The 24199-nt window shown below is 58.7% G+C and carries 13 protein-coding genes; 8 read left to right on the top strand and 5 right to left on the bottom strand.

What is annotated here, in order from left to right; translation table 11 throughout:
* The first annotated feature begins 118 nt into the window (after nt 1-118).
* Nucleotides 119-2317, top strand: coding sequence for a YccS family putative transporter (yccS, locus tag FFH21_RS02405; protein WP_011167518.1), 2199 nt, complete (start codon nt 119-121; stop codon nt 2315-2317).
* Here yccS and FFH21_RS02400 read toward each other — a convergent pair.
* Nucleotides 2280-3035: an ABC transporter substrate-binding protein gene (locus FFH21_RS02400; protein ID WP_011167517.1), complete on the bottom strand. Its 756-nt coding sequence runs from the start codon at nt 3033-3035 to the stop codon at nt 2280-2282. The genes yccS and FFH21_RS02400 overlap by 38 nt on opposite strands.
* A gap of 227 nt (nt 3036-3262) precedes the next feature.
* On the opposite strand from FFH21_RS02400, the gene FFH21_RS02395 reads away from it, so the two are divergent.
* Nucleotides 3263-3721: a GNAT family N-acetyltransferase gene (locus FFH21_RS02395; RefSeq protein ID WP_002551760.1), complete on the top strand. Its 459-nt coding sequence runs from the start codon at nt 3263-3265 to the stop codon at nt 3719-3721.
* A 61-nt stretch (nt 3722-3782) separates the two neighbouring features.
* Entirely contained in the window at nt 3783-4079 is a 297-nt protein-coding gene (locus FFH21_RS02390) for a helix-turn-helix domain-containing protein (RefSeq protein ID WP_011167516.1), read from the top strand.
* A gap of 16 nt (nt 4080-4095) precedes the next feature.
* Here FFH21_RS02390 and FFH21_RS02385 read toward each other — a convergent pair whose 3' ends face one another.
* Both FFH21_RS02385 and FFH21_RS02380 read right to left on the bottom strand, forming a co-directional pair.
* Nucleotides 4096-4620: a M48 family metallopeptidase gene (locus FFH21_RS02385; protein ID WP_011167515.1), complete on the bottom strand. Its 525-nt coding sequence runs from the start codon at nt 4618-4620 to the stop codon at nt 4096-4098.
* A 33-nt stretch (nt 4621-4653) separates the two neighbouring features.
* Nucleotides 4654-6792: an EAL domain-containing protein gene (locus FFH21_RS02380; RefSeq protein WP_011167514.1), complete on the bottom strand. Its 2139-nt coding sequence runs from the start codon at nt 6790-6792 to the stop codon at nt 4654-4656.
* A 314-nt stretch (nt 6793-7106) separates the two neighbouring features.
* Between FFH21_RS02380 and FFH21_RS02375 the strand changes: the two genes are divergently transcribed.
* Nucleotides 7107-7778: a polysaccharide lyase family 7 protein gene (locus FFH21_RS02375; RefSeq protein ID WP_005743045.1), complete on the top strand. Its 672-nt coding sequence runs from the start codon at nt 7107-7109 to the stop codon at nt 7776-7778.
* A gap of 98 nt (nt 7779-7876) precedes the next feature.
* Here the strand turns inward: FFH21_RS02375 and putP are convergent, their stop codons facing one another.
* Nucleotides 7877-9364, bottom strand: a complete 1488-nt coding sequence (putP, locus tag FFH21_RS02370; RefSeq protein WP_041924404.1) for a sodium/proline symporter PutP — start codon at nt 9362-9364, stop codon at nt 7877-7879.
* A 448-nt stretch (nt 9365-9812) separates the two neighbouring features.
* Between putP and putA the strand changes: the two genes are divergently transcribed.
* Both putA and FFH21_RS02355 read left to right on the top strand, forming a co-directional pair.
* The gene (gene putA, locus FFH21_RS02365) at nt 9813-13766 is read left to right on the top strand and encodes a trifunctional transcriptional regulator/proline dehydrogenase/L-glutamate gamma-semialdehyde dehydrogenase (protein ID WP_011167512.1); all 3954 of its coding nucleotides are present in this window, start codon (nt 9813-9815) and stop codon (nt 13764-13766) included.
* Between the two features lie 226 nt (nt 13767-13992).
* Nucleotides 13993-15795 carry an acyl-CoA dehydrogenase gene (locus tag FFH21_RS02355; protein WP_019741268.1) on the top strand — a complete coding sequence of 601 codons (1803 nt, stop codon included), beginning with the start codon at nt 13993-13995 and terminating at the stop codon, nt 15793-15795.
* A 21-nt stretch (nt 15796-15816) separates the two neighbouring features.
* On the opposite strand, the gene FFH21_RS02350 is transcribed toward FFH21_RS02355, so the two are convergent.
* Nucleotides 15817-18462, bottom strand: a complete 2646-nt coding sequence (locus FFH21_RS02350) for a dermonecrotic toxin domain-containing protein (RefSeq protein WP_011167510.1) — start codon at nt 18460-18462, stop codon at nt 15817-15819.
* A 501-nt stretch (nt 18463-18963) separates the two neighbouring features.
* Between FFH21_RS02350 and FFH21_RS02345 the strand changes: the two genes are divergently transcribed.
* Nucleotides 18964-20706 carry a potassium/proton antiporter gene (locus tag FFH21_RS02345; RefSeq protein WP_004666441.1) on the top strand — a complete coding sequence of 581 codons (1743 nt, stop codon included), beginning with the start codon at nt 18964-18966 and terminating at the stop codon, nt 20704-20706.
* 38 nt (nt 20707-20744) lie between these two features.
* A complete protein-coding gene (gene mscK, locus FFH21_RS02340) occupies nt 20745-24134 on the top strand; it encodes a mechanosensitive channel MscK (RefSeq protein ID WP_041924403.1) in 3390 nt (1129 codons plus the stop codon).
* Nucleotides 24135-24199 lie beyond the last annotated feature (65 nt).

The following is a 24199-nucleotide window of genomic DNA, read 5'->3' as shown; positions in this document are numbered from 1 at the left end:
ACATCACGACACTGCAAACCGGTATAAATTTTGCCAAGCGGATGTACAGCCAGTCGTTTGGTCTGTACATATCCTCCTGCAGAATTGATCAATTGCGAACAGGGCCGTCAGCTTACCCATGGCATCGAAATCTCTCCGTCATACATTCCGTCGATTGTGGGCGCTGGATAAATTCAGCTATAGCGTTCGAGTCTTTATCGCACTGACCGGCAGCATGGCGCTGTGCTGGTACCAAAACGAGATGGCATTGCTGATCCCGCTGTTTCTGGGGATTATTGCCTGCGCACTGGCAGAGACTGACGATAGCTGGCAAGGCCGGCTAAATGCTCTGGCCGTGACGCTGGTGTGCTTCAGTGTTGCCGCACTCGCCGTAGAACTGCTCTTCCCCTACCCCTGGCTGTTTGTCTGCTCACTGGCGCTGGCCAGCTTCTGCCTGACCATGCTCGGCGCGCTGGGCGAACGCTATGGCGCGATTGCCTATGGCACGCTGATCCTCTCGGTCTACACCATGATCGGCGTCGATCAGCGCGGCGGTGAGGTACTGGACTTCTGGCATGAGCCGATGCTGCTGGTGGCGGGTGCAGCCTGGTACGGCCTGCTGTCGGTGCTGTGGCAGATGCTGTTTTCCAACCAGCCGGTGCAACAGGCGCTGGCCCGGCTGTTCCGTGAGCTGGGGCAGTACCTGAAACTCAAGTCGACGCTGTTTGAGCCGATCCGCACACTCAATGTAGAGGCCCGTCGTCTGGAACTGGCGCAGCAGAATGGCAAAGTGGTCGCCGCGCTGAACTCCACCAAGGAAATCATCCTGCACCGCGTTGGCAGCGGCCGCCCCGGTTCGAAAGTCAGCCGCTACCTGAAGCTGTATTTCATTGCCCAGGACATCCACGAGCGCGCCAGCTCGTCGCACTACCCCTACAACTCACTGGCCGACGCCTTTTTCCACAGCGATGTGCTGTTCCGCTGCCAGCGCCTGTTGCGTCAACAGGGCGTTGCCTGTCAGGCCCTGTCGGAATCCATCCAGTTGCGTCAGCCGTTCGTATACGACCCAAGCTTCGCCGAAGCCATGGAGGACCTGCACGCCTCTCTGGAACACCTGCGCATCCAGAGCAACCCTGCGTGGCGTGGCCTGTTGCGTTCGCTGCGCGCGCTGGCTGCCAACCTCGGCACACTGGATCGCCTGATCAGCGACGCCAGCAACCCGGACGCCGTGGCCGATGCCACCGACAGCAGCCTGCTGGACCGCTCGCCGCGCAACCTCAAGGATGTCTGGACCCGTCTGCGCTTGCAGATGACGCCGACCTCACTGCTGTTCCGTCACGCCCTGCGCCTGCCGCTGGCGCTGACCATCGGTTATGCGATGGTGCACCTGATTCATCCGTCACAGGGCTACTGGATCATCCTGACCACGGTGTTTGTCTGCCAGCCGAGCTACGGCGCCACCCGGCGCAAACTCGGCCAGCGGATCATTGGTACGGCCATAGGTCTGACGGTCGGCTGGGTACTGTTCGATCTGGTTACCAGTCCGATTCTGCAATCGATGTGCGCGGTGTTGGCCGGTGTGGTGTTCTTCGTCAATCGCACCACGCGCTACACCCTGTCGACCGCCGCCATCACAGTCATGGTGCTGTTCTGTTTCAATCAGGTCGGCGACGGCTACGGACTGTTCCTGCCCCGGTTGTTCGATACGCTGCTGGGCAGCTTGATCGCCGGGCTCGCGGTGTTCCTGTTCCTGCCGGACTGGCAAGGACGACGCCTGAACAAGGTGCTGGCCAACACCCTGACCTGCAACAGCATTTACCTGCGGCAGATCATGCAGCAGTACGCCAAGGGCAAGAGTGACGACCTTGCCTATCGACTGGCGCGACGCAACGCACACAATGCCGACGCTGCGCTGTCGACCACATTGGCAAACATGCTTATGGAGCCCGGTCACTTCCGCAAGGAGGCCGATGTCGGTTTCCGCTTTCTGGTCCTGTCACATACGCTGCTGAGCTACCTTTCCGGCCTCGGCGCGCACCGTGATACACAGTTGCCTGGCGATGTCCGCGAACACCTGATCGATAACGTCGGCGCTACGCTGGCAGCCAGTATCGACGAAATCGCCGCAGGGCTGGCCGAGAAGAAACCTGTCGCCGTACAGAGTGACGCAGAGGAAGCACTGGCCGCGCAACTGGAACAGCTGCCGGAAGAGATGGACGAAAGCCAGCGTCTGGTACAGGCTCAGCTAGCCTTGATCTGCCGCCAGCTGGCACCGCTACGCACCCTTGCCGCCCACCTGATCAAAGCTCCGGAGGCTGTTGCAGCCCATGCAGTCTGAACAGCTCGTCGTAGGTGCCGTCGGCCTTCATGGCGGTAATTTCACGATCAAAATCGGCGACGATTTTTGCGTGCTGAGGGTTTTTCAGGCTGACCAGAATATGCAGACTGTTCTCGCTCAACGACCCGGGTAGAAACTCGACACGGTCGCGAACCGCTTCTGCCTCCATCGCCAGGTTATAGCGGGCGACGTATTCGTCCTCCAGTGTCAGGTCTACACGTTCGGCAGCGAGCATGCGTACGGCTGTGGAGAAGTTTTGTACAGGGACCTTCTTGAGCAGACTGTCGCCGTCAAACGCAGGGGAATAGGCATAACCGCGTACAACCGCAATCCTGTAATTGTGCAGTTGTTCATGGGTCCGAACCTCGATAGGCGATTCCTTGCGTTTGATGAAGCGCACCCGATTGAGCAGGTATTCGGCTGAAAACTGGCCAATTTTTGTGCGATCTTCGCTGAACCATGCGTTGATCAGCACATCGTGTCGCCCTTCACTCAACCCCAGCATTGCCCGCGCCCAAGGCACTTGCTCATACAGGGTGGTGTATCCGGCGCGGCGTAACGCCGTATTGACGATATCGGTCGCAAGCCCGCCGTTGAGCAGCAGCGCATCGGTAAAAGGTGGCCAAGGGTCAGCGACGAGGCGCAGTTTCTCGGCTGCACTGGCATGCGCCATCAGCAAAAAGACCAGCAACCCAACCGCTCGAAGCCACTGCGACATGCTCAGGTTCCTGAAAAGGGCGGTATACCCGATTTAATCCTATCGGCAGCAAAACCATCACTCATGAGAGTGCCAGCAGCTTTTAATTGAAGACCTGAAGCTGTCAGTAGACAAGCCGGGAGAAGAACATGCTCAGTAAAGCTGTACGCACATCGTTGACAGCGTTTATTGGGAATGTCGGCGGATACGTTTAGACTTCGCTTCTGGTTTCCCTGCGAGTCTGCGACATGTCTATCAAATGGATCTGCAAACATCACACCGAGTTGAGCATCCAGCAGCTGTATGCCGTGCTGCAACTGCGCGCCGAGGTGTTTGTGGTCGAGCAGCAATGTGTGTATCTGGACGTGGACGGGCAGGACCTGACGGGCGATACCTGCCACCTGATGGCCTGGCAGGAAGACAAGCTGGTCGCCTACCTGCGCTTGCTGGACCCTATCCAGCAGGGCGGCGACGTCACTATTGGGCGAGTCGTGACAGCCCCTTCGATTCGCAGCCGGGGCATTGGCCATGAACTGATGGAACAGGCTCTGGAAAACGCCGAACGCAAATGGCCTGACCAGCCCATCTATCTGTCGGCACAAGCCCACCTGCAAGGCTATTACAGCCGCTACGGTTTCAACCCGGTGGGCGAGGTCTACCTGGAAGACGACATCCCCCACATCGGCATGCGCCGCGATCTGGACTAAGAGCAGTTGTACGCCTTGAGCTGCAAGCTGCACATTGAAAGCATTGAAAAGGGATTCGTCGATGGAGGTCAGCAAGACCAAAAGCAGTTTCTATCGCCGCCTGTACGTGGCGTACCTGATTGATTCGAAGCTCGCCAGCAGCGTACCCGAACTGACCGCCGCGACCGGCATGCCACGCCGCACCGCACAGGACACCATCAGCGCGCTCTCCGATCTGGACATCGTGTGTGAATTCGAACAGCAAGAAGGTGCCCGCAATCACGCAGGCAATTACCGTATTCGCAACTGGGGCGCCATCGACAAAACATGGATCGCCCGCAACCTGAACAGCATCAAGGCCGTGCTCGGGTATCCCTAGCAGGGCAGTTGCGAGCTTAAAGCTTGCCGTTCGAAGCCTGCAGCTCGTTATAGGTCAGGTAGACGCGCAGGTCGAATTCCAGCTGGTGATACCCGGGCAGCATGTGCTCGCATAACTGGTAGAACGCCTTGTTATGGTCTGACTCGCGAAAATGTGCGAGCTCATGAACCACGATCATCTTCAGGAATTGTGCAGGGGCTTCCTTGAACAAGGCGGCTACCCGAATTTCATTGCTTGCCTTGAGCTTGCCGCCCTGCACTCTGGATATTTTAGTGTGCAACCCGAGCGCGCGATGGGTCAGGTCCAGGCGACTATCGAAGAGCACCTTCCTGATGGCCGGCGCGTTGCGCAGGTGATCCTGCTTGAGCGCCAGCGCGTAGGCGTAAAGAGCCTTGTCGCTTTGTATCTGATGACGCTCAGGGTAGCGCTGCTCCAGATAGCCCGCCAGACGGTTCTGGGCAATCAGCTGATGCACTTGATCCTGCAGGGTCTGCGGATAGGCCTGTAGGTATTTGAGCGGAGCATGGCTGGCGGCAGTCATGGGGCCTTTTGCATGATGACGAAAGACGCCATTCTACAGCAATCCACTCGATCTCAAGCCTGCCACCTCAAAGTGCCCGGGGAAGCGCAGCGCGTCTTCGGGCACCATCGGATGCGCGATCAGAAAGCCCTGCATGACCTGACAACCGTTGTCCGCCAGCCACTGGTATTGCTCGGGGGTCTCGACCCCTTCGGCAATAACCAGCATATCGAGGTTGCGACTCAGGTCGATGATGCTGCTGGCCATCGCCGCCTCGCGCCTGGACTCGACAATGTTGGCGACAAAACGCCTGTCCAGCTTCAAGGTGTCTAGCTGAAGATTGCGCAAGTGCGACAGCGAGCATTCGCCGGTCCCGAAATCGTCCAGCGCAATACGCACGCCGACGTCATGCAGCAACTTCAGCTGTTTATGGCTATGCGTAAGGTTATGCACCAGAGAGCTTTCAGTGATTTCCACCTCGATCTGCCCTGGTTTGAGCTCGAAGCGATCCATGGCACGCTTCAGCTCCGAAGCCAGGTTGGGCATGTAGAATTGCGTGGGGCTGACACAGACACTCAGTACCACATCGGCAGCAAACACCCGACTCCACGCCTGACGCTGTTCGGCACCCTGATCGAAAATCCAGCTGCCTAGCCGGTTGATCAACCTGGTCTCCTCAAGCAAGGGAATGAACAGTGCAGGAGGTACCTCGCCGACCGCCGGATGCTGCCAGCGCAACAACGCTTCGAAACCACGCAGGCGGCCATCCGCAACGTGGACCTGGGGCTGGTACACCACCGAAAAATCCTTACCATCGATGGCCGTGCGCACGCTTTCCTCAAGCATCAGCCGTGAGCGGGCGCGTCCGTTCATGTTCTGGTCGTAGAACCGGTATTGCTGACGCCCTGCACGCTTGGCCTCGTACATGGCGATATCTGCCGCACGCAGCAAACCGTCCAGATTCGAGCCGCAGTCCGGAAAGGTCGCAATACCGACACTGGCACCCAAGGTGATATCGATACCGTCGACCTGGCGTCTTCCCGACACCCGTTCAATGAGCTTTTCGGCGATTTTGGCCGCCTGTTCAGGGTAATCAAGCCCATCGATCACGACCGTGAATTCGTCGCCGCCAATGCGCGCCAGAACATCATAGGGGCGCATGCTGTCCTTGAACTGCTCGGCGACCCAGAGCAATACCTGATCACCGGCGTCATGACCCAGCGCATCATTGATCTGCTTGAAGCCGTCCAGGTCCATGAACAGCACAACCAGGTATTTGTCTGTCTGCTCCTTTCGCAGGAGCATGCCTTCAACGGCCTGATAAAGCCCGCGGCGATTGAGCAGGCCTGTCAAAGCGTCGGTAACGGCCTGTTTTTCAAGTTGCTGATAAAGATCACGGACTACCGACATATCCAGAACCGTCATCACCATCGCCTTCTGCTCCGCAGGCAGCGCCGCGCAAGACAAGGCAACCGGCAACTGTGTACCTTGTGCGGTACGCAGAACGGCATCGTGCACCCGGTAGGTGTCGGCCTTGCGATAGTGCTTGTAGAAGCCAGACTCCAGCCATTCGCCCACTTGCGGTTCGATAATGTAATCCAGCACTTGCGTACCGCGCAGTTGATCGACCGAAGCGCTCAACAACTGGCAGATGGCGGGATTGGCAAAACTGATGGTGCCCGCCTCATCAACGACCAGAATGCCTTCGGCGACGTTGGCCAGCACTGACGCGTTGAACGCTCGGGCCGATTCAAGCTCCAGCGAGAGCTGTTGCAGCGCACGACGGTTACGCTGCTGCTCAAGCAGGGTCTGCACCTTGGGCTTGAGAACGTTCGGGTCGAAGGGTTTGAACAGGTAATCCGTCGCGCCATTCGCATACCCCTTCTGCACGGCATCCTGAGTCTGCTCATTGGCCGTGAGAAAGATAATCGGCGTCAGACGGGTGCGCTGACTGCCTCGCATTAGCCGGGCGACTTCGAAGCCGTCCATGCCCGGCATCTGCACATCCAGCAGAACCAGATCGACTTCCTGCTCAAGAAGTACCGTCAACGCTTCGATGCCTGAACTCGCAGTCACAATGTGCCAGTCCGTTCTTTGCAGAACAGCGCACATCGTCACCAGATTTTCCGGGTAATCGTCTACAACCAGTAAAACCGAAGAGCCATCATGTGGCTGTGTTGGCACGCGTTCCATGCTGCTTCTCTATGTGGGCATGACGCCTGGGTTTCAGGACGACCGTCATACTTTGGAATAACTCTAGCCCCGTCTCGCAAAAAGCAGAAGCAAGGCACCCCTTCCCTACCATCAAAGTTCGATCTACCCGACTAACGGTCATTCCCTGTACGCCGTGCACACTCTGCTCTGCAGGAAAAGTGACAGCACTTTGACGTCATTGGTTCGACAACTTTTAATTAACAAATCGCCCTACAATCCGTATAAAACTCGCTCAAACCCTCTTGCTAGAGGCCCCCCTTGGTAGCAAACAGACATGCGCGGAAGGATTGAACATGATCGATCTCGGATCGTACCAACTCAGCATTCCAGTGGGCTCACCCCCCAAAACCATTACCACCGCTCAGCTTGTTAAGGGTTATGACGGCAAATACTTCAAATCAAAATCGGACTCCATTGTGTTCTGGTCTCCGGTGACCGGGACCAAAACCGAAAACGCTAAATATTCGCGCAGCGAGTTACGGGAAACATGGTCAGATGGATCACTGCACAATTGGGTATATCCCGACGCGGACAACTATCTGAACGCTAAACTGGAAGTCGATCAGGTGCCCTCTTCCGGCAAGATCGTGATCGGCCAGATACATGCCTACGAGAGCACCGAGCCTCTTCTGAAAGTCGAGTATCAATACAAGGAAGACACCAAGACCGGAGACATCGTTGCGAAAGTTCGCAATCGTTTCGATGACGACGAAAGCAAGGTCTATAAGATAGTCGAAGGTGTGAAGCTCAATCAGACATTCAGTTACGTCATTCACCTGAGCAAGGGTGGAAAATTGACTGTCAGTGTCAACGACACCGACTGGAGCAAGCGCATCAGCGAGACCTGGCGCGACAAGCCTTTGTATTTCAAAGCCGGTGTTTATACCCAGGACAACACCGGGTATACCTCGGAAGGCGGCAAGGCAACGTTCTATAATCTGGATATTGATCACAACAAGAGCTGAGTCGCACGCAGGCCTTGAATCAAACGATCAAAAAAACGGCCCGCACTTGCAGAAAGTGCGGGCCGTTTTTCATTTCATCGGTTATTCAAGCAGCATTATCAGCGGTTGGCTTTGAACTCCTGCTCAGCCGCCAGGAAACGTGTCTGCATGGACGCAGACGCAGGCTTGCCGATCAGACTGAATACCACGATGGCAATGCTGGCAAGGATGAAACCCGGGATGATTTCATACAGGCCAAGGGTACTGAACTGCTTCCAGAGTACGACAGTCGCAGCGCCGACTATTACCCCAGCCAGCGCACCATTGCGCGTCATGCCTTTCCACAGCACAGATATCAGCACCACAGGGCCGAATGCAGCGCCAAACCCTGCCCAGGCATAGCTCACCAGCCCCAGTACGCGATTCTCGGGATTGGCGGCCAGCAGAATGGCAATGACAGCGATCAGCAACACCATCGCACGCCCGACCCACACCAACTCAAGCTGCGAAGCCCCCTTGCGCAGATAAGCCTTGTAGAAGTCTTCGGTCAGCGCGCTGGAGCACACCAGCAACTGGCAACTCAGCGTACTCATCACCGCAGCCAGAATGGCCAACAGCAATACACCGGCAATCCATGGATTGAACAGCAGCTTGGCCAGTTCGATGAAGACCCGCTCCGGGTTCTCGGTCACCGGCCCGGCCACATCCGGGTGCGCGGAGAAGTAAGCGATACCAAAGAAGCCTACCGCCACAGTACCGCCAAGGCACAGGATCATCCAGGCCATAGAGATGCGTCGGGCGCTGGCAATCGACTTGACCGAATCAGCCGCCATGAAGCGCGCCAGGATATGCGGCTGACCGAAATAACCCAGTCCCCAGCCAAGCAGGGAAATGATGCCGATGAAAGTCGTGTTCTTGAACATGTCGAAGCTGGTCGGATCTTTCGCTTCAATGGCCAGGAAGGTGGTATCGACCCCGCCTGTTGCCAGCAGGACGATGATCGGCGTCAGGATGAGGGCGAAGATCATCAGCGTGGCTTGTACGGTGTCGGTCCAGCTCACGGCCAGAAAACCACCGACGAAGGTGTACGCAATGGTAGCCGCAGCGCCGGCCCACAGGGCGGTTTCGTAGGACATGCCGAAGGTGCTTTCAAACAGACGCGCGCCCGCAACGATGCCCGAGGCGCAATAGATGGTGAAAAACACCAGAATCACGATGGCCGAGATGATGCGCAGCAGGCCGCTGTTGTCTTCGAAGCGGCTGCTGAAGTAATCCGGCAGGGTCAGCGCGTCACCGTTGTGCTCGGTCTGCACACGCAGACGACCGGCCACGAACAGCCAGTTCAGGTAGGCGCCGATGATCAGACCAATGGCGATCCAGCTTTCCGACAGGCCGGACATATAGATAGCCCCCGGCAACCCCATCAACAGCCAGCCGCTCATGTCCGAGGCCCCTGCTGAAAGCGCTGTTACCACGCTGCCCAGGCTGCGCCCGCCGAGGATGTAATCCGAAAGGTTGTTGGTAGAGCGATAGGCCATCAGGCCGATCAAGACCATTGCCGCTATATAGATCACAAACGTGATCAAGGTAGGGTTACTGACACTCATGAGTTCTGCCTTGGCATTGTTTTTATGTTGGCACCCGATGCCAAAGGGAATAGCGACCGATATTCGGCGCATCCGTGCTTTTGCACCCGACACCGCGTTGACTGATCGCTCCGCAAGGATCGGCAATCAATGACTGGCGGTTGCACCGCGGGAATGAATCCTATTAAACAAACCAAACAAGGTGCAACCCATTTCACCGTGCAAGTTGCACCTGTTACAAAAAAACCAATAAAGGCGTTTTTCTGCGCCATTTTAGGGCGTTTTCGACCCTCTCTACAAACAATCGCGCACCAGCTCTGAGCAAAGCAGCACTCTGGCGGATCACCTGCCGGGAATGTCACAAAATATTATCGAAACAGGGTTTCACTCGGTTGCACCTGACCCCGTCACAGCGCTAATCTTCGCCAAAGCCGATGCCACCGTTGCGTGGCTATAATGAGGACAACACATGGCCACCACTACTCTGGGCGTCAAACTTGACGACCCGACCCGCGAGCGATTGAAAGCCGCCGCCCATTCGATCGACCGCACACCGCACTGGTTGATCAAGCAGGCGATTTTCAATTACCTGGAAAAACTGGAGAGTGGTGCAACCTTGCTGGAGCTCAATGGCGCGACTGGCAAAGACAGCGAAGACCGAGGCGAAGTGGCGGAAGACACAGGCCTGCAATGCTTCCTGGATTTTGCCGAGAGCATTCAACCGCAGTCGGTACTGCGGGCGGCCATCACCTCCGTCTACCGCCGCCCCGAGCAGGAAGTGGTGCCGATGCTGCTGGAGCAGGCGCGCCTGACTGCACCTGTTGCCGAAGCCACCAACAAGATGGCCGCGTCTATTGCCGAAAAGCTGCGCAACCAGAAAAGTGCTGGCGGCCGCGCTGGCATTGTTCAAGGCCTGTTGCAGGAATTTTCGCTGTCCTCGCAGGAAGGCGTTGCACTCATGTGCCTGGCCGAAGCGTTGCTGCGCATTCCGGACAAGGGCACGCGCGATGCCCTGATTCGCGACAAGATCAGCAACGGCAACTGGCAGCCGCACTTGGGCAACAGCCCCTCGCTGTTCGTCAACGCTGCCACCTGGGGCCTGCTGCTGACCGGCAAGCTGGTCGCCACTCACAATGAGGCAGGCCTCACTTCTTCACTGAGCCGCATCATCGGCAAGAGCGGCGAACCGATGATCCGCAAGGGCGTCGACATGGCCATGCGCCTGATGGGCGAGCAGTTCGTCACCGGCGAAACCATCGGCGAAGCCCTGGCCAATGCCAGCCGTTTTGAAGCCAAGGGCTTCCGCTATTCCTACGACATGCTGGGTGAAGCGGCGCTTACCGAGCACGATGCGCAGAAGTATCTCGCGTCCTACGAGCAGGCCATACACTCCATCGGCAAGGCCTCCCACGGCCGCGGTATCTACGAAGGCCCGGGCATTTCCATCAAGCTGTCGGCACTGCACCCGCGCTATAGCCGCGCTCAGTACGAGCGCGTGATGGAAGAACTGTATCCGCGCCTGCTGTCGCTGACCCTGCTGGCCAAGCAGTACGACATCGGCCTGAACATCGATGCCGAAGAGGCTGATCGTCTGGAGCTGTCACTGGATCTGCTCGAGCGCCTGTGCTTCGAACCGCAGCTGACTGGCTGGAACGGCATTGGCTTCGTGATTCAGGCTTACCAGAAGCGCTGCCCTTATGTGATCGATTACGTGATCGATCTGGCTCGGCGCAGCCGTCACCGCCTGATGATCCGTCTGGTCAAGGGCGCGTATTGGGACAGCGAGATCAAGCGCGCCCAGGTCGAAGGTCTGGAAGGCTATCCGGTGTACACGCGCAAGGTGTACACCGACGTCTCGTACATCGCCTGTGCCCGCAAGCTGCTGGCGGCACCAGAAGTCATTTATCCACAATTCGCCACACACAACGCCCACACCCTGGCGGCTATTTACCAGATCGCCGGGCAGAATTATTACCCAGGTCAGTATGAGTTCCAGTGCCTGCACGGCATGGGCGAGCCTTTGTACGAGCAGGTCGTAGGCAAGGTCGCAGACGGCAAGCTGAACCGTCCATGCCGCGTGTACGCTCCGGTCGGCACGCATGAAACGCTGTTGGCCTATCTGGTCCGTCGTCTGCTGGAAAACGGTGCCAACACGTCGTTCGTCAACCGGATTGCCGACCATTCGATCTCCATTCAGGAACTGGTGGCCGACCCGGTCAGCCAGATCGAACGCATGGCAACACAGGAAGGCGGTTTCGGCTTGCCGCACCCGCGCATTCCGCTGCCGCGCGACCTGTATGGCACCGAGCGCGCCAACTCCAGCGGCATCGACATGGCCAACGAGCATCGTCTGGCTTCGCTGTCCTCGGCCCTGCTCGCCACAGCGCACAATGACTGGAAAGCTGCCCCCATGCTCGGCTGCCCGGCCAGCGCAGGCACACTGACTGCCGCGTTGAACCCATCGGACCTGCGTGATGTGGTCGGTCATATTCAGGAAGCCTCGCTGCAGGATGTCGAGAACGCCATCCAGTGCGCCTTGAGCGCTGGCCCGATCTGGCAGGCAACACCGCCTGCAGAACGCGCCGCAATTCTGGAACGTGCTGCCGATTTGATGGAAAGCGACATCCAGCCCTTGATGGGCCTGCTGGTCCGCGAGGCGGGCAAGACCTTCGCCAACGCCATCGCCGAGGTGCGCGAAGCCGTCGACTTCCTGCGTTACTACGCCGTACAGGCGCGCAATGATTTCACCAACGACGCCCATCGTCCGCTGGGGCCGGTGGTCTGCATCAGCCCGTGGAACTTCCCGCTGGCAATTTTCAGCGGTCAGGTCGCTGCTGCACTGGCTGCGGGCAACCCGGTGCTGGCCAAACCGGCCGAGCAAACACCGTTGATTGCCGCCCAGGCCGTGCGCCTGCTGCTTGAAGCCGGTATCCCGGAAGGCGTGGTGCAATTGTTACCGGGGCGCGGTGAAACCGTAGGTGCCGGGCTGGTCGGCGACGAACGCGTCAAAGGCGTGATGTTCACCGGTTCCACTGAAGTCGCCCGCCTGCTGCAACGCAACGTGGCGGGTCGCCTGGACTCGCAGGGCCGCCCCATCCCGTTGATCGCCGAAACCGGCGGTCAGAACGCGATGATCGTCGACTCTTCGGCGCTGACCGAACAGGTTGTCATTGACGTGGTTTCTTCGGCGTTCGACAGCGCCGGGCAACGCTGCTCGGCACTGCGCGTGCTGTGCCTGCAGGAAGACTCTGCGGACCGCGTCATCGAAATGCTCAAGGGGGCGATGGCCGAGAGCCGCCTCGGCAACCCGGAGCGCCTGTCCGTGGACATCGGCCCGGTGATCGATGCCGAGGCCAAGGCGGGTATCGAAAAACACATCCAGGCCATGCGCGACAAAGGCCGTACGGTTTATCAGGTGGCCATTGCCGACAGCACGGAGCTCAAGCGTGGCACTTACGTGATGCCGACCCTGATCGAGCTGGAAAGCTTCGATGAGCTGCAACGCGAAATCTTCGGCCCGGTGCTGCACGTGGTGCGCTACAAGCGCAAGGAACTGGGCCTGCTGATAGACCAGATCAATGCATCCGGCTACGGCCTGACCCTTGGTGTTCATACCCGCATCGACGAAACCATCGCCAAGGTCATCGACAACGTCAACGCAGGCAACGTCTATGTAAACCGTAACATCGTCGGTGCTGTGGTGGGCGTCCAGCCATTTGGCGGCGAAGGCTTGTCCGGTACCGGCCCTAAAGCCGGTGGCCCGCTCTACCTGTACCGCCTGCTGTCGACGCGTCCGCAGGATGCCATCGAGAAATCGTTCGTGCGCAGTGATGCACTGTCTGCTCCGGACACCCGCCTGCGTGACATCCTCAACAAACCGTTGCAAGCCTTGAAGGCCTGGGCAGCCAGTAACCAGCAAAGCGATCTGGATGCCCTGTGCAGCCAATACGCCGAGCAATCGCAAAGCGGCATCACTCGCCAGCTGGCGGGGCCGACCGGCGAGCGCAACAGCTATGCGATTCTGCCGCGTGAACACGTGCTTTGCCTGGCGGATGACGAGAACGACCTGCTGATTCAACTGGCGGCTGTGCTGGCTGTTGGCAGTTCTGCCGTGTGGCCGGAAACAGACATCAGCAAGCCATTGCGCGCTCGTCTGCCAAAAGATGTGCAGGCACGCATCAAGCTGATCCCTGACTGGACCAAGGACGAAGTCATCTTCGACGCCGTCCTGCACCACGGCGACTCCGATCAGCTACGTGCCATCTGCCAGCAGATCGCCCAGCGCAGCGGCGCAATCGTCGGCGTCAACGGCCTGTCCCACGGCGAAACCAACGTGCCGCTGGAACGCCTGGTGATAGAGCGGGCATTGAGCGTCAACACCGCGGCGGCGGGTGGCAATGCGAGCCTGATGACGATCGGCTGATGCCGCTCGGTGACAGATGACGCAGAGCGTCAAGAAAGGCATTCCCACGCTGGAGCGTGCGGAACGAGAGGTGTCCGAAAGACACCGACCGTTCCCATGCTCTGGACGCTTCGCGTCCGCTCTCGATACCCCCCGCACACGCTCGACCATCACCCGAATCAATCTTGCTACCCTCCCTACTCAACCCGACCTAGACTTGAGCCATTCCAAGAATAGGTACGCCATCATGTCCGAGTCACTGCTCAGTTCCCGAAACCTGGCTTTCGAGCTGTATGAAGTGCTGGACGCCGAAGGGCTGACGCGGCGTGAGCGGTTTGCCGAGCATTCGCGTGAAACCTTTGATGCAGCGCTGGGGACGGCGCGTACTATCGCGGAAAAATATTTTGCGCCGCACAACCGCAAGGCTGACGAAAACGAGCCGCGCTATGAAAATGGCGAAGCGATTCTGATCCCCGAGGTCAAGCCTGCGGTGGATGCGTTTCTCGCCGCTGGTTTTCTCAATGCATCGCGTGATTTTGAAGCGGGCGGCATGCAGTTGCCGACCTTGCTGTCACAGGCCTGCTTTGCCCACTTTCAGGCAGCCAATGTCGGAACCACGGCCTACTCGTTCCTGACCATGGGCGCGGCGAACCTGATTGAGAGTTTTGGCAATGACGAACAAAAACAGCGCTTTCTGCAACCGATGATCGAGGGGCGCTTCTTCGGCACCATGGCGCTGACCGAGCCACACGCAGGCTCGTCGCTGTCAGACATCCGCACCCGCGCCGAACCGGCAGAAGACGGCACCTATCGGCTGCGTGGCAACAAGATTTTCATCTCGGGAGGTGATCACGCACTTTCGGAAAATATCGTGCACATGGTATTGGCAAAGCTGCCGGATGCGCCTGGCGGGGTCAAAGGTATCTCGCTGTTCATCGTGCCCAAGTTTCTGGTCAACGACGACGGCAGCCTCGGCAAGCGTAACGATGTGCTGCTGGCTGGCCTGTTTCACAAGATGGGCTGGAAAGGCACTACCTCTACCGCGCTGAATTTCGGCGACAACGGTGAGTGTGTCGGCTATCTGGTCGGCAAGCCTCATCACGGTTTGAGTTACATGTTCCAGATGATGAACGAAGCACGCATCGGCGTCGGCCTGGGCGCGGTCATGCTCGGCTATTCGGGGTATCTGTATTCTCTGGATTATGCCCGCGACCGACCTCAAGGTCGGCTGCCCGACAGCAAGAGCCCCGAGAGCACGCCTGTTCCGATCATTCAGCACGCCGACGTGCGGCGCATGCTGCTGACCCAGAAAGCGTATGTAGAAGGCGCGTTCGACCTGTGCCTGTATGCCTCGCGACTGTTCGACGACACACAGACCGGCGAGACGGAAGACGCCCGCAAGCATGCCCATGAACTGTTGGACCTGCTGACTCCGGTGGTCAAGTCATGGCCCTCGGAGTTCTGCCTGAAAGCTAACGAGCTGGCGATTCAGGTTCTAGGCGGTCATGGCTATACCCGCGAATACCCTGTTGAGCAGTACTACCGCGACAACCGGCTTAATCCGATTCATGAAGGTACTCACGGCATTCAGTCGCTGGACCTGCTTGGCCGCAAGCTGGCGCAGAACGGCGGCACCGGACTCAAGCAACTGCTGCGCCTGATATCCGAGACCTGCGCGCGGGCGCAGGGCTACGATTCACTTCATGAGCTGCGCCAACCTCTGGAGCAATTGGCCACTCATGTGCAGGCTGTCACCCTCGGCCTGCTGACCGATCTGGCGCAAGGCAGAATCACCAGTACGCTGGCCAATTCGGCGCTGTACCTCAAGGTATTCGGCCACACCATCATCGGCTGGCGCTGGCTGGAACAGGCGATCCGCGCCGAGGAAGGTCTGGGCAAAGGTCATTCGGCCGACAGCGACTTCTACAAGGGCAAGCTTCAAGCTGCCCGGTACTTCCTGACATGGGAAGTACCGGGCTGCCATCACGAACTGAGCATTCTGGAAAACCGCGATGACACTTGCCTTGCCATGCGCGATGACTGGTTTTAAATAAAACCGGGCGGCGCTTGATCAGTGAGGGCTGAACAGGTCAGTCATCGGGTTCTGTGGAAAGAACCGGTCGAACAATACCTTGGCATCTGCCCCCAACTTGAGCGCGTATTGCTCTCGACTGAATGGCTCGCCCGTGCGCATATCGTAAAGCGCTCTTCCCTGAACCGGGCGATCGACCTCCTGCATCTGGACTTTCATGAGACGATAAAAATCGCCGACCACTTCTTCGATACTCTCGATCTGAAAATAACAACCGGGCAAAAAGATCGATTCGGCCTCATCGGGCGAGGCTGAAAATGGCGCGATCGGCGTGGCCCTCAAATACCGTCCTTTGGGCAAGACAAAGACCACCGAAGTGTCATCGAACGTTATCGGCCCAATCACCGCATTAGTAGGAGCACCGGCTCGACTGCTGGCGAACGCGCTGACCACATAGGGGTTTTCACTGAACGAAGTGATATCGGTATTGACCAGCACATCGCCAACCTTGATCTGCCCGCTGCGGAATACGGCACCCGAGGTGCCCCGATCACCGCTGCCACCCCGATACAACTCGACATCATTGCTATAGCCCACCACCTGGATGTCATCGGCAAGACGCTCAATGAACCTTACCTGGTTGGGGCCCCTACGTTCGCCTGTACGCAGGAATCGATTGAACACCGTATCCTCCTGGGTATAAAGCATGATGTTAGCGCCGTAATAGTCGTCCTCGCCCAGCTTGAATACCCTGTGTTTACCGTGCCACGGGTCCCGGTACACTTCATCGCCTTCGGGTGAAGAGTCAGACTCCAGAACATCGTCCGTGGTTGGCTCCCAGATATCCATGACCTCTTTCTGACGAGTCAGGGCTCTTTCTGCATAATATTGCTCATTGAATATGTCCGTTTGCAGGTACCTGTCCCAGAACGTTGAATGCACTGTTGCATAAGGTTTTCCTGGCGGGACTGATGAGCTGGTAGACGGCACCTGCGGATCCATAGGCGAGCCACCCTGCAAGCCAGGTGATTGAATCAGCGTCCATTCTCCGTCGAGCCCCAAGCGAACCGGCTTACTGCCAACGAACGCAAAAGGATTGTCAGGGTCAACGATAAACCAGCAATGCTGTTGCTCACTGAACATCACGCGGTACGGCAACCGCGCAAGCTTGATCCAGGTTTCGCCATTGCCCAACGAATAAACGCCACGAAACCTGCCTTCTTCGGCTGAGGGCGTGAGGCTGTCCAGCAGCAGGTTGCCTTCCATGTTTTCCAGCGGATCGACAATCACGCCACTCTCCACAACTTCACTGGGGAGCGACACGACATCCGCCCGCACTAATGGCATACGCTCAGGCATGGCACGAATGGACATCAGTAGCGGCAGGTTAAAAAGCAGGTAAAGGGTGTTGATAATGGCACCCAATACACCAGCGCGACGTTGCGCCGGGGTCTTGCCATTGACCGCCTGATCAATGTTCAACCCGGTATTGGCGAGGCCTGCGCCAACCAGCGTCAGAGCAATGGGCCACCCCAACGCGGCTAGCCCGCCAAAAGCCTGCATGAAGGCACTTAGATAACCGATCCACATCTGCTTGCGCAGATCGGCATTGGACGTCAGCAACTGATGCGCGTCGGCGGTCATGACCTGACGCGCGATATCACGCATATGAATAAAGGGATCACCCACGATCGGTGCCCGGGATTGATTGATAAGTCGAACATCGGCACGCCAGTCATGTGCGAGCAATTCACTGACCCCGCGCGCAAACCTGACGCCGTCTTGTGTTCGTGCCGCTTCGCCGCGCAGGAAATTGCCTGTCAGTGCCTTACCCGCCTGCTCGCTCGCGAACTGCCCCTTGAGCCAGTTGTACAGCGCGCGTTCGTTTTCGAACACCTGAAAAGGCTGCTCGGCATCAGGCCGGTAAATCACTTCCCGGCCATCAGCGATAACGATACGCAGCATGTCGTAAGTCTTGACGCCGTTGATATCCAGCGTATGCACCGAAAGGCCAGGCGTTACCAAGGGCGAGTCCCGCAAGGCCTTCAGCGTCGCTGGCTGCGAGGGATCAGTGACGACGAATCGAGTGACGTGCTTGAAGTCGTCTGGCGAAAGCTGACCTTTGCGCAGGCAATTACCGGCTGCAACCAAATAGTGCGCTTTGGCCAGAATGCAAAAATTCTCACTGTGCGAACTCCAGAAACGCTCCATGCGGCGGGTGTACAGCGAGCTGAAATCCAGCGTCCACATTTCTGCCAGCAAAGTCTGCGGCAGCATGGGCACCTCGTTGCGCTCGTCGAACACCTCATGATCCGGACCGTCGGTATAAAAACCGCCGTAAAGGGAAAGCTCATCACTGGCCTCTTGGTCGTGGGCGTTGAAGTTCTGCATGAGCAGTTCGATCAACGTCATCGATTGCAGCGGTTTGCCGGAATGTTGCCAGCCGGTAAATGTACGCGGACTGCTGCTTGCGCTGCCGAAACGATGCCAATAGACCTTGTCAGGGTTAAACACCTTTTGCGTGTGCTGAAGCATGATCTTGCTGACTACGCTATAGGCCAGATCGTGCAGATCGGGGTAGTCGAAAACAAATTGCTTCGCGCGTTCACGCAGCAGTTGCTGATCGGTTTTAGGTATTTTCAGAGATTGGGTCGTCATGACTTCTTCCTGTATGAGAGAAGTCATGCACGTAATCACTCCTTACGGCATACGTGGCACTAACTATTTATAACGCGACCCTGCGCAGGCAGGCACGTGAACTGATTCAGTCAGAGGCCCGAACAGCAAAGGCGGCGGGTGACTGTAGATTGATCGGGTTCAGCCGGAAGTAATCGCGACCGAAAGTATTTGCTCGCCCGCCTCCAGAACTCTGCATGCGGATCCCGCTTATCGCCGAACGGATTTCCGCCCTTCTTATTTTCTGCAATTTCATCGTCCATGATGAAAACCTTCTATAGCTGAAGCTCGACAACAGGCCGCAAGAAGGCTTGGCTTGCGGCATATACGTCTGTGTCGACCGCCGGATTGCGACGAGTCACGTGCTCTGGAACGCCGAATCTGCGTGATCCGCCGGAAATTGATCTTTGACAGCCAAGCAATTCAACAGGTTAAATCGCTTGGCACGCGGACTGCATGGTCAGTTTTCGCCCCTCTCGCTTCAATTCAGTTTTCTACGGAGTACCGCCCTTGGACGCCACCACCATCAACAGCCTGTTCTTGGTCGGCGCGTTGCTGGTAGCCGCAAGCATCCTGGTCAGCTCTCTTTCATCACGCCTGGGTATTCCGATCCTGGTCATCATCCTGGCCGTGGGCATGGTGGCGGGCGTGGATGGCGGCGGGATCATCTTCGACAACTACGCTACCGCCTACCTGGTCGGCAACCTTGCGCTGGCCGTGATCCTGCTCGACGGCGGGCTGCGCACGCGGGTGGCCAGTTTCCGGGTAGCACTGTGGCCTGCCTTGTCGCTGGCGACGGTGGGCGTGCTGATCACCACCGTACTGACCGGCATGGTGGCGGCATGGCTGTTCAATCTGAGCGTTATCCAGGGGCTGCTGATCGGTGCAATCGTCGGTTCGACAGACGCTGCTGCGGTGTTCTCCCTGCTGGGCGGCAAAGGCCTGAACGAGCGGGTCACCGCCAGCCTTGAGATAGAATCGGGCAGCAACGACCCCATGGCGGTGTTCCTGACCGTCACCCTGATCGGCATGCTGGCCAGCGGTCAGACCGGCTTGCACTGGGGGCTGCTGGGACATTTGATTCAGGAGTTCGGCATCGGCAGTTTCATCGGCCTGGGCGGCGGCTGGATCCTGCTTCAGCTGGTCAACCGCATCAATCTGGCGGCCGGCCTGTACCCTATTCTGGTGATTGCCGGGGGGCTTGCGATCTTTGCCCTGACCAACGCGATTCACGGCAGCGGCTTTCTCGCGGTCTACCTGTGCGGTCTGGTGCTGGGTAACCGGCCGATCCGCAGCCGCCACGGCATCCTGCACATGCTCGACGGCATGGCCTGGCTGGCACAGATCGGCATGTTTCTGGTGCTGGGCCTGCTGGTCACGCCACACGATCTGCTGCCGATTGCGATTCCGGCGCTAGGCCTGGCGCTGTGGATGATTCTGGTGGCACGCCCGCTGTCGGTGATGGTCGGCCTGCTGCCGTTCAAGGCCTTCCATGGCCGCGAAAAAGCCTTTATCGCCTGGGTCGGCCTGCGCGGCGCGGTGCCGATCATCCTCGCCGTGTTCCCGCTGATGGCCGGGCTGCCCAATGCGCAGCTGTACTTCAACCTGGCGTTCTTTATCGTACTGGTCTCGCTGTTGCTGCAAGGCACCAGCCTGCCGTGGGTGGCCAAACTGTTGAAAGTGACGGTTCCGCCTGACCCTGCGCCTATTTCCCGAGCCGCACTGGAGGTGCACGTCACCAGTGAATGGGAGCTGTTCGTCTACCGTCTGGGCGCTGAAAAGTGGTGCATCGGTGCAGCGCTGCGTGAGCTGAAAATGCCTGAAGGCACGCGTATTGCCGCGCTGTTCCGGGGCCAGCAGTTGCTCCACCCGTCCGGCAGTACGACGCTGGAAGTGGGCGACCTGCTCTGTGTGATCGGTCACGAACATGATCTTCCGGCACTGGGCAAACTGTTCAGCCAGGCACCGCAACGTGGCCTGGACCTGCGCTTCTTCGGCGACTTCGTTCTTGAAGGCGATGCACGGCTGGGTGAAGTCGCGGCCCTGTATGGCCTGAAACTCGATGGCATTGACCCCGGAATGCCACTCAGCCAGTTCATCGTGCAGAAGAACCGCGGCGAGCCAGTGGTGGGCGACCAGATTGAATGGAATGGAACTATTTGGACAGTTGCCGTCATGGACGGGAACAAGATCCAGAAAGTGGGCGTCAAATTCCCCGAAGGAACCCGCCCGGGCCCCGGACTGTTCCTTTAAACTGCCAATCCACACGTATCATCATGCGACCGGTGTCTATGTTTTCCCTGCGTTCCATTTGTGCTGCCGCACTGTTTGCGCTTTGCCTGTCCACCTTCCCGGCGCTCGCCGCCGACCCGCCCAGCAGCGATGCCGTGCAGCAAAGCCTCGACAAGATTGCTGATCGCAAGCTGCCTGATGCCGAGCAGAAAGCGCTGCAACAGGTACTCGAGCAAACGTTGGCTTTTCTCGCCAGCAAGAAGGACAGCGAGCAGAAACTCGAAGCGCTCAAGCAACAACTGGCCCAGGCGCCAAAACAGACCTCGGAAAACCAGCGCGAGCTGGCCCGCCTGAAAGAAAGCAAAGTGGTACCCGTCGCCCAGCGCTACGGCGGCCTTGATGTGCCACAACTGGAGCAGCTTCTCAGCCAGCGCAGTACCCAGCAAAGCGACCTGCAAAGCGAACTCAACGACGCCAACAGCCTGGCCATCACCGCGCAGACCCGGCCTGAGCGGGCGCAGACTGAAATCAGCGCCAATCAGACGCGTATCCAGCAGATCAACGCCATCCTCAAGAGCGGCAAGGACAACGGCAAGACCCTGAGCGCCGACCAGCGCAATCTGCTCAATGCAGAACTGGCCTCGATCAACGCCCTCAACCTGCTGCGCCGTCAGGAACTGGCCGGTAACAGCCAGTTGCAGGACCTGGGCAATAGCCAGCATGACTTGCTGACCGAAAAGGTCGCGCGCCAGGAACAGGAAATTCAGGACCTGCAGACCCTGATCAACGACAAGCGTCGCGCCCAATCGCAGAAAACGGTCGCCGACCTGTCCCTGGAAGCGCAAAAGTCCGGTGGCAGCAGCCTGCTGGCGACCGAAAGCGCCGCCAACCTCAAGCTGTCGGACTACCTGTTGCGCGGCACCGATCGCCTCAACGAGCTGACCCAGCAGAACCTCAAAACCAAGCAGCAACTGGACAACCTGACCCAGACCGATCAAGCCCTCAGCGAGCAGATCAACGTGCTGAGCGGTAGCCTGCTGCTGTCCAAGATTCTCTACAAGCAGAAGCAGGCGTTGCCGCACCTGGAGCTGGACAAGGGCCTGGCCGACGAAATCGCCAACATCCGCCTGTATCAGTTCGACATCAACCAGCAACGCGAGCAGATGAGCACGCCGACCGCCTATGTCGAAAAGCTGCTCGCCACTCAACCGCCTGAAAACATTACCCCGCAACTGCGCCGTACGCTGCTGGACCTGGCAATCACCCGCAGCGACTTGCTGGAGCGCCTCAATCGCGAGCTGAGCGCGTTGCTCAACGAGTCCATCACGCTGCAACTGAACCAGAAGCAGCTGACCAGCACCGCTCAGGGGCTGCGCGCCACACTCGACGAGCAGATGTTCTGGATCCCCAGCAACAAGCCGCTGGACCTGGAATGGTTTCAGAATATCTGGCCGCGCCTGCAAAAGCAGATCGCCACCCTGCCCTGGACATCCAGCCTGAGCGAGCTGTCAGACGGCCTGACTCAGCGACCGCTGCTGTTCCTGCCCCTGCTGCTGTTGATCGGCGTACTGACCTGGCGGCGCAAGGCGCTGTATCAGAAGCTTAATCGCCTGCATGCCGACATCGGCCACTTCAAACGTGACAGCCAATGGAAAACGCCACTGGCGCTGCTGATCAACGTGCTGCTGGCAATGCCTGTGGCGCTGGGCCTGGCGCTGTGCGGCTATGCCCTGCAAATCGATGCACGCGGGCAAAACGCCAACCTGGGCGAGGCCTTGTTGCAGATCGCCCTCGCCTGGCTGGTGTTCTACACCGCCTACCGCGTACTCGCCCCATCTGGCGTTGCCCAACTGCATTTCCGCTGGGAAACGGCGCAGGTCGAGTTCCTGCGTGGCTGGGTGCGTCGCCTCGGGCTGGTCGTTCTGGCCCTGGTGGCCGTGGTGGCCGTCGCCGAGCACCAACCTGCCGCACTGGCCGACGATGTACTGGGGATCGGCGTGGTGCTGACCTGCTACGCGCTGATGACCTGGCTGCTCGCTCGCCTGCTGATCTCAAGCCCCACGCACCATAACGCTTCGCTGTTCCGCAAGACTGTCGGCGTGGTGTTCACGGCATTGCCGGTTGCGCTCTTCCTGGCGGTTTGCTTTGGCTACTACTACACGGCGCTCAAGCTCAGCGACCGCCTGATCGACACCCTGTACCTGATGATGATCTGGCTGATGGTCGAGGCGACCTTCGTTCGCGGCCTGAGCGTCGCCGCCCGCCGCCTGGCCTACCAGCGTGCACTGGCCAAGCGTCAGGCAGCCCGGGAAAACGGCGACAGCGACATTCCGGTCGAAGAGCCGAAGCTGGACATCGAACAGGTCAACCAGCAGTCGCTGCGCCTGATTCGTCTGGCCCTGCTGGCCGGTTTCGTCGGTGCGCTGTACCTGGTCTGGGCCGAACTGATCACGGTATTCGCCTACCTGGACAACATCATCCTCTACGAATACACCAGCGGCACCGGTGCCAACATAAGCATGGTGCCGATCAGCCTGAGCGACTTCCTTGGTGCCGGGGTGATCATCGTCATCACCTTCGTGCTCGCCGGCAACCTGCCGGGTCTGCTGGAAGTGCTGGTGCTGTCACGCATGAACCTTGCGCAAGGCAGTGCCTACGCGACAACCACGCTGCTGTCGTACACCATCGCCGGCGTCGGCTTCGTGACCACGCTGTCGACGCTGGGCGTGAGCTGGGACAAATTGCAGTGGCTGGTCGCGGCGCTGTCGGTAGGGCTCGGGTTCGGTATGCAGGAGATCTTCGCCAACTTCATCTCCGGCATCATGATCCTCTTCGAACGTCCGGTGCGGATCGGTGACACCATCACCATCGGCGCACTCTCGGGAACGGTCAGCAAGATCCGCATCCGCGCCACGACCATCACCGACTTCGACCGCAAGGACATCATCGTCCCGAACAAGACCTTCATCACCGGCCAGCTCATCAACTGGTCGCTGACCGACACCGTCACCCGCGTAACGCTCAAGCTGGGCGTCGATTACGGCTCGGACCTGGACCTGGTGCGCTCCCTGCTGCTGCAAGCCGCTCGGGAAAACCCTCGGGTGCTGAAGGAACCAGAGCCCATCGTTTACTTCCTGAACTTCGGCGAAAGCACCCTCGACCACGAACTGCGCATGCACGTCCGCGACCTGGGCGACCGCAACCCGGTGCTGGACGAGATCAACCGCTTCATCAATCGCGAGTTCAAGAAACAGCACATCAACATCTCGTTCCGCCAGATGGAGATTTACCTCAAGAACACCCAGGGCCTGGAATACAAACTGGTGCCCGCCGAGCCAAGCGACAAAACCGGTGCCCCGACCGGGCAAACAACGCTGCAACCGGTAAACACCAAAGTGGCCCCGGCGACCAAGGATGCGCCCGAGCCGCCTGAGTTGCGGCTGGACTGAGGCGATTATTTTCTGCAACAGCACGCATCAATCGGGTAACCGCCCGGTTGACGCGCGATTGCAAT

It is taken from the genome of Pseudomonas sp. KBS0707, from assembly GCF_005937945.2.
In the GTDB taxonomy this organism is placed as follows: Bacteria; Pseudomonadota; Gammaproteobacteria; order Pseudomonadales; family Pseudomonadaceae; genus Aquipseudomonas; species Aquipseudomonas amygdali.
This window is presented reverse-complemented; position numbering and strand designations above follow the sequence as displayed.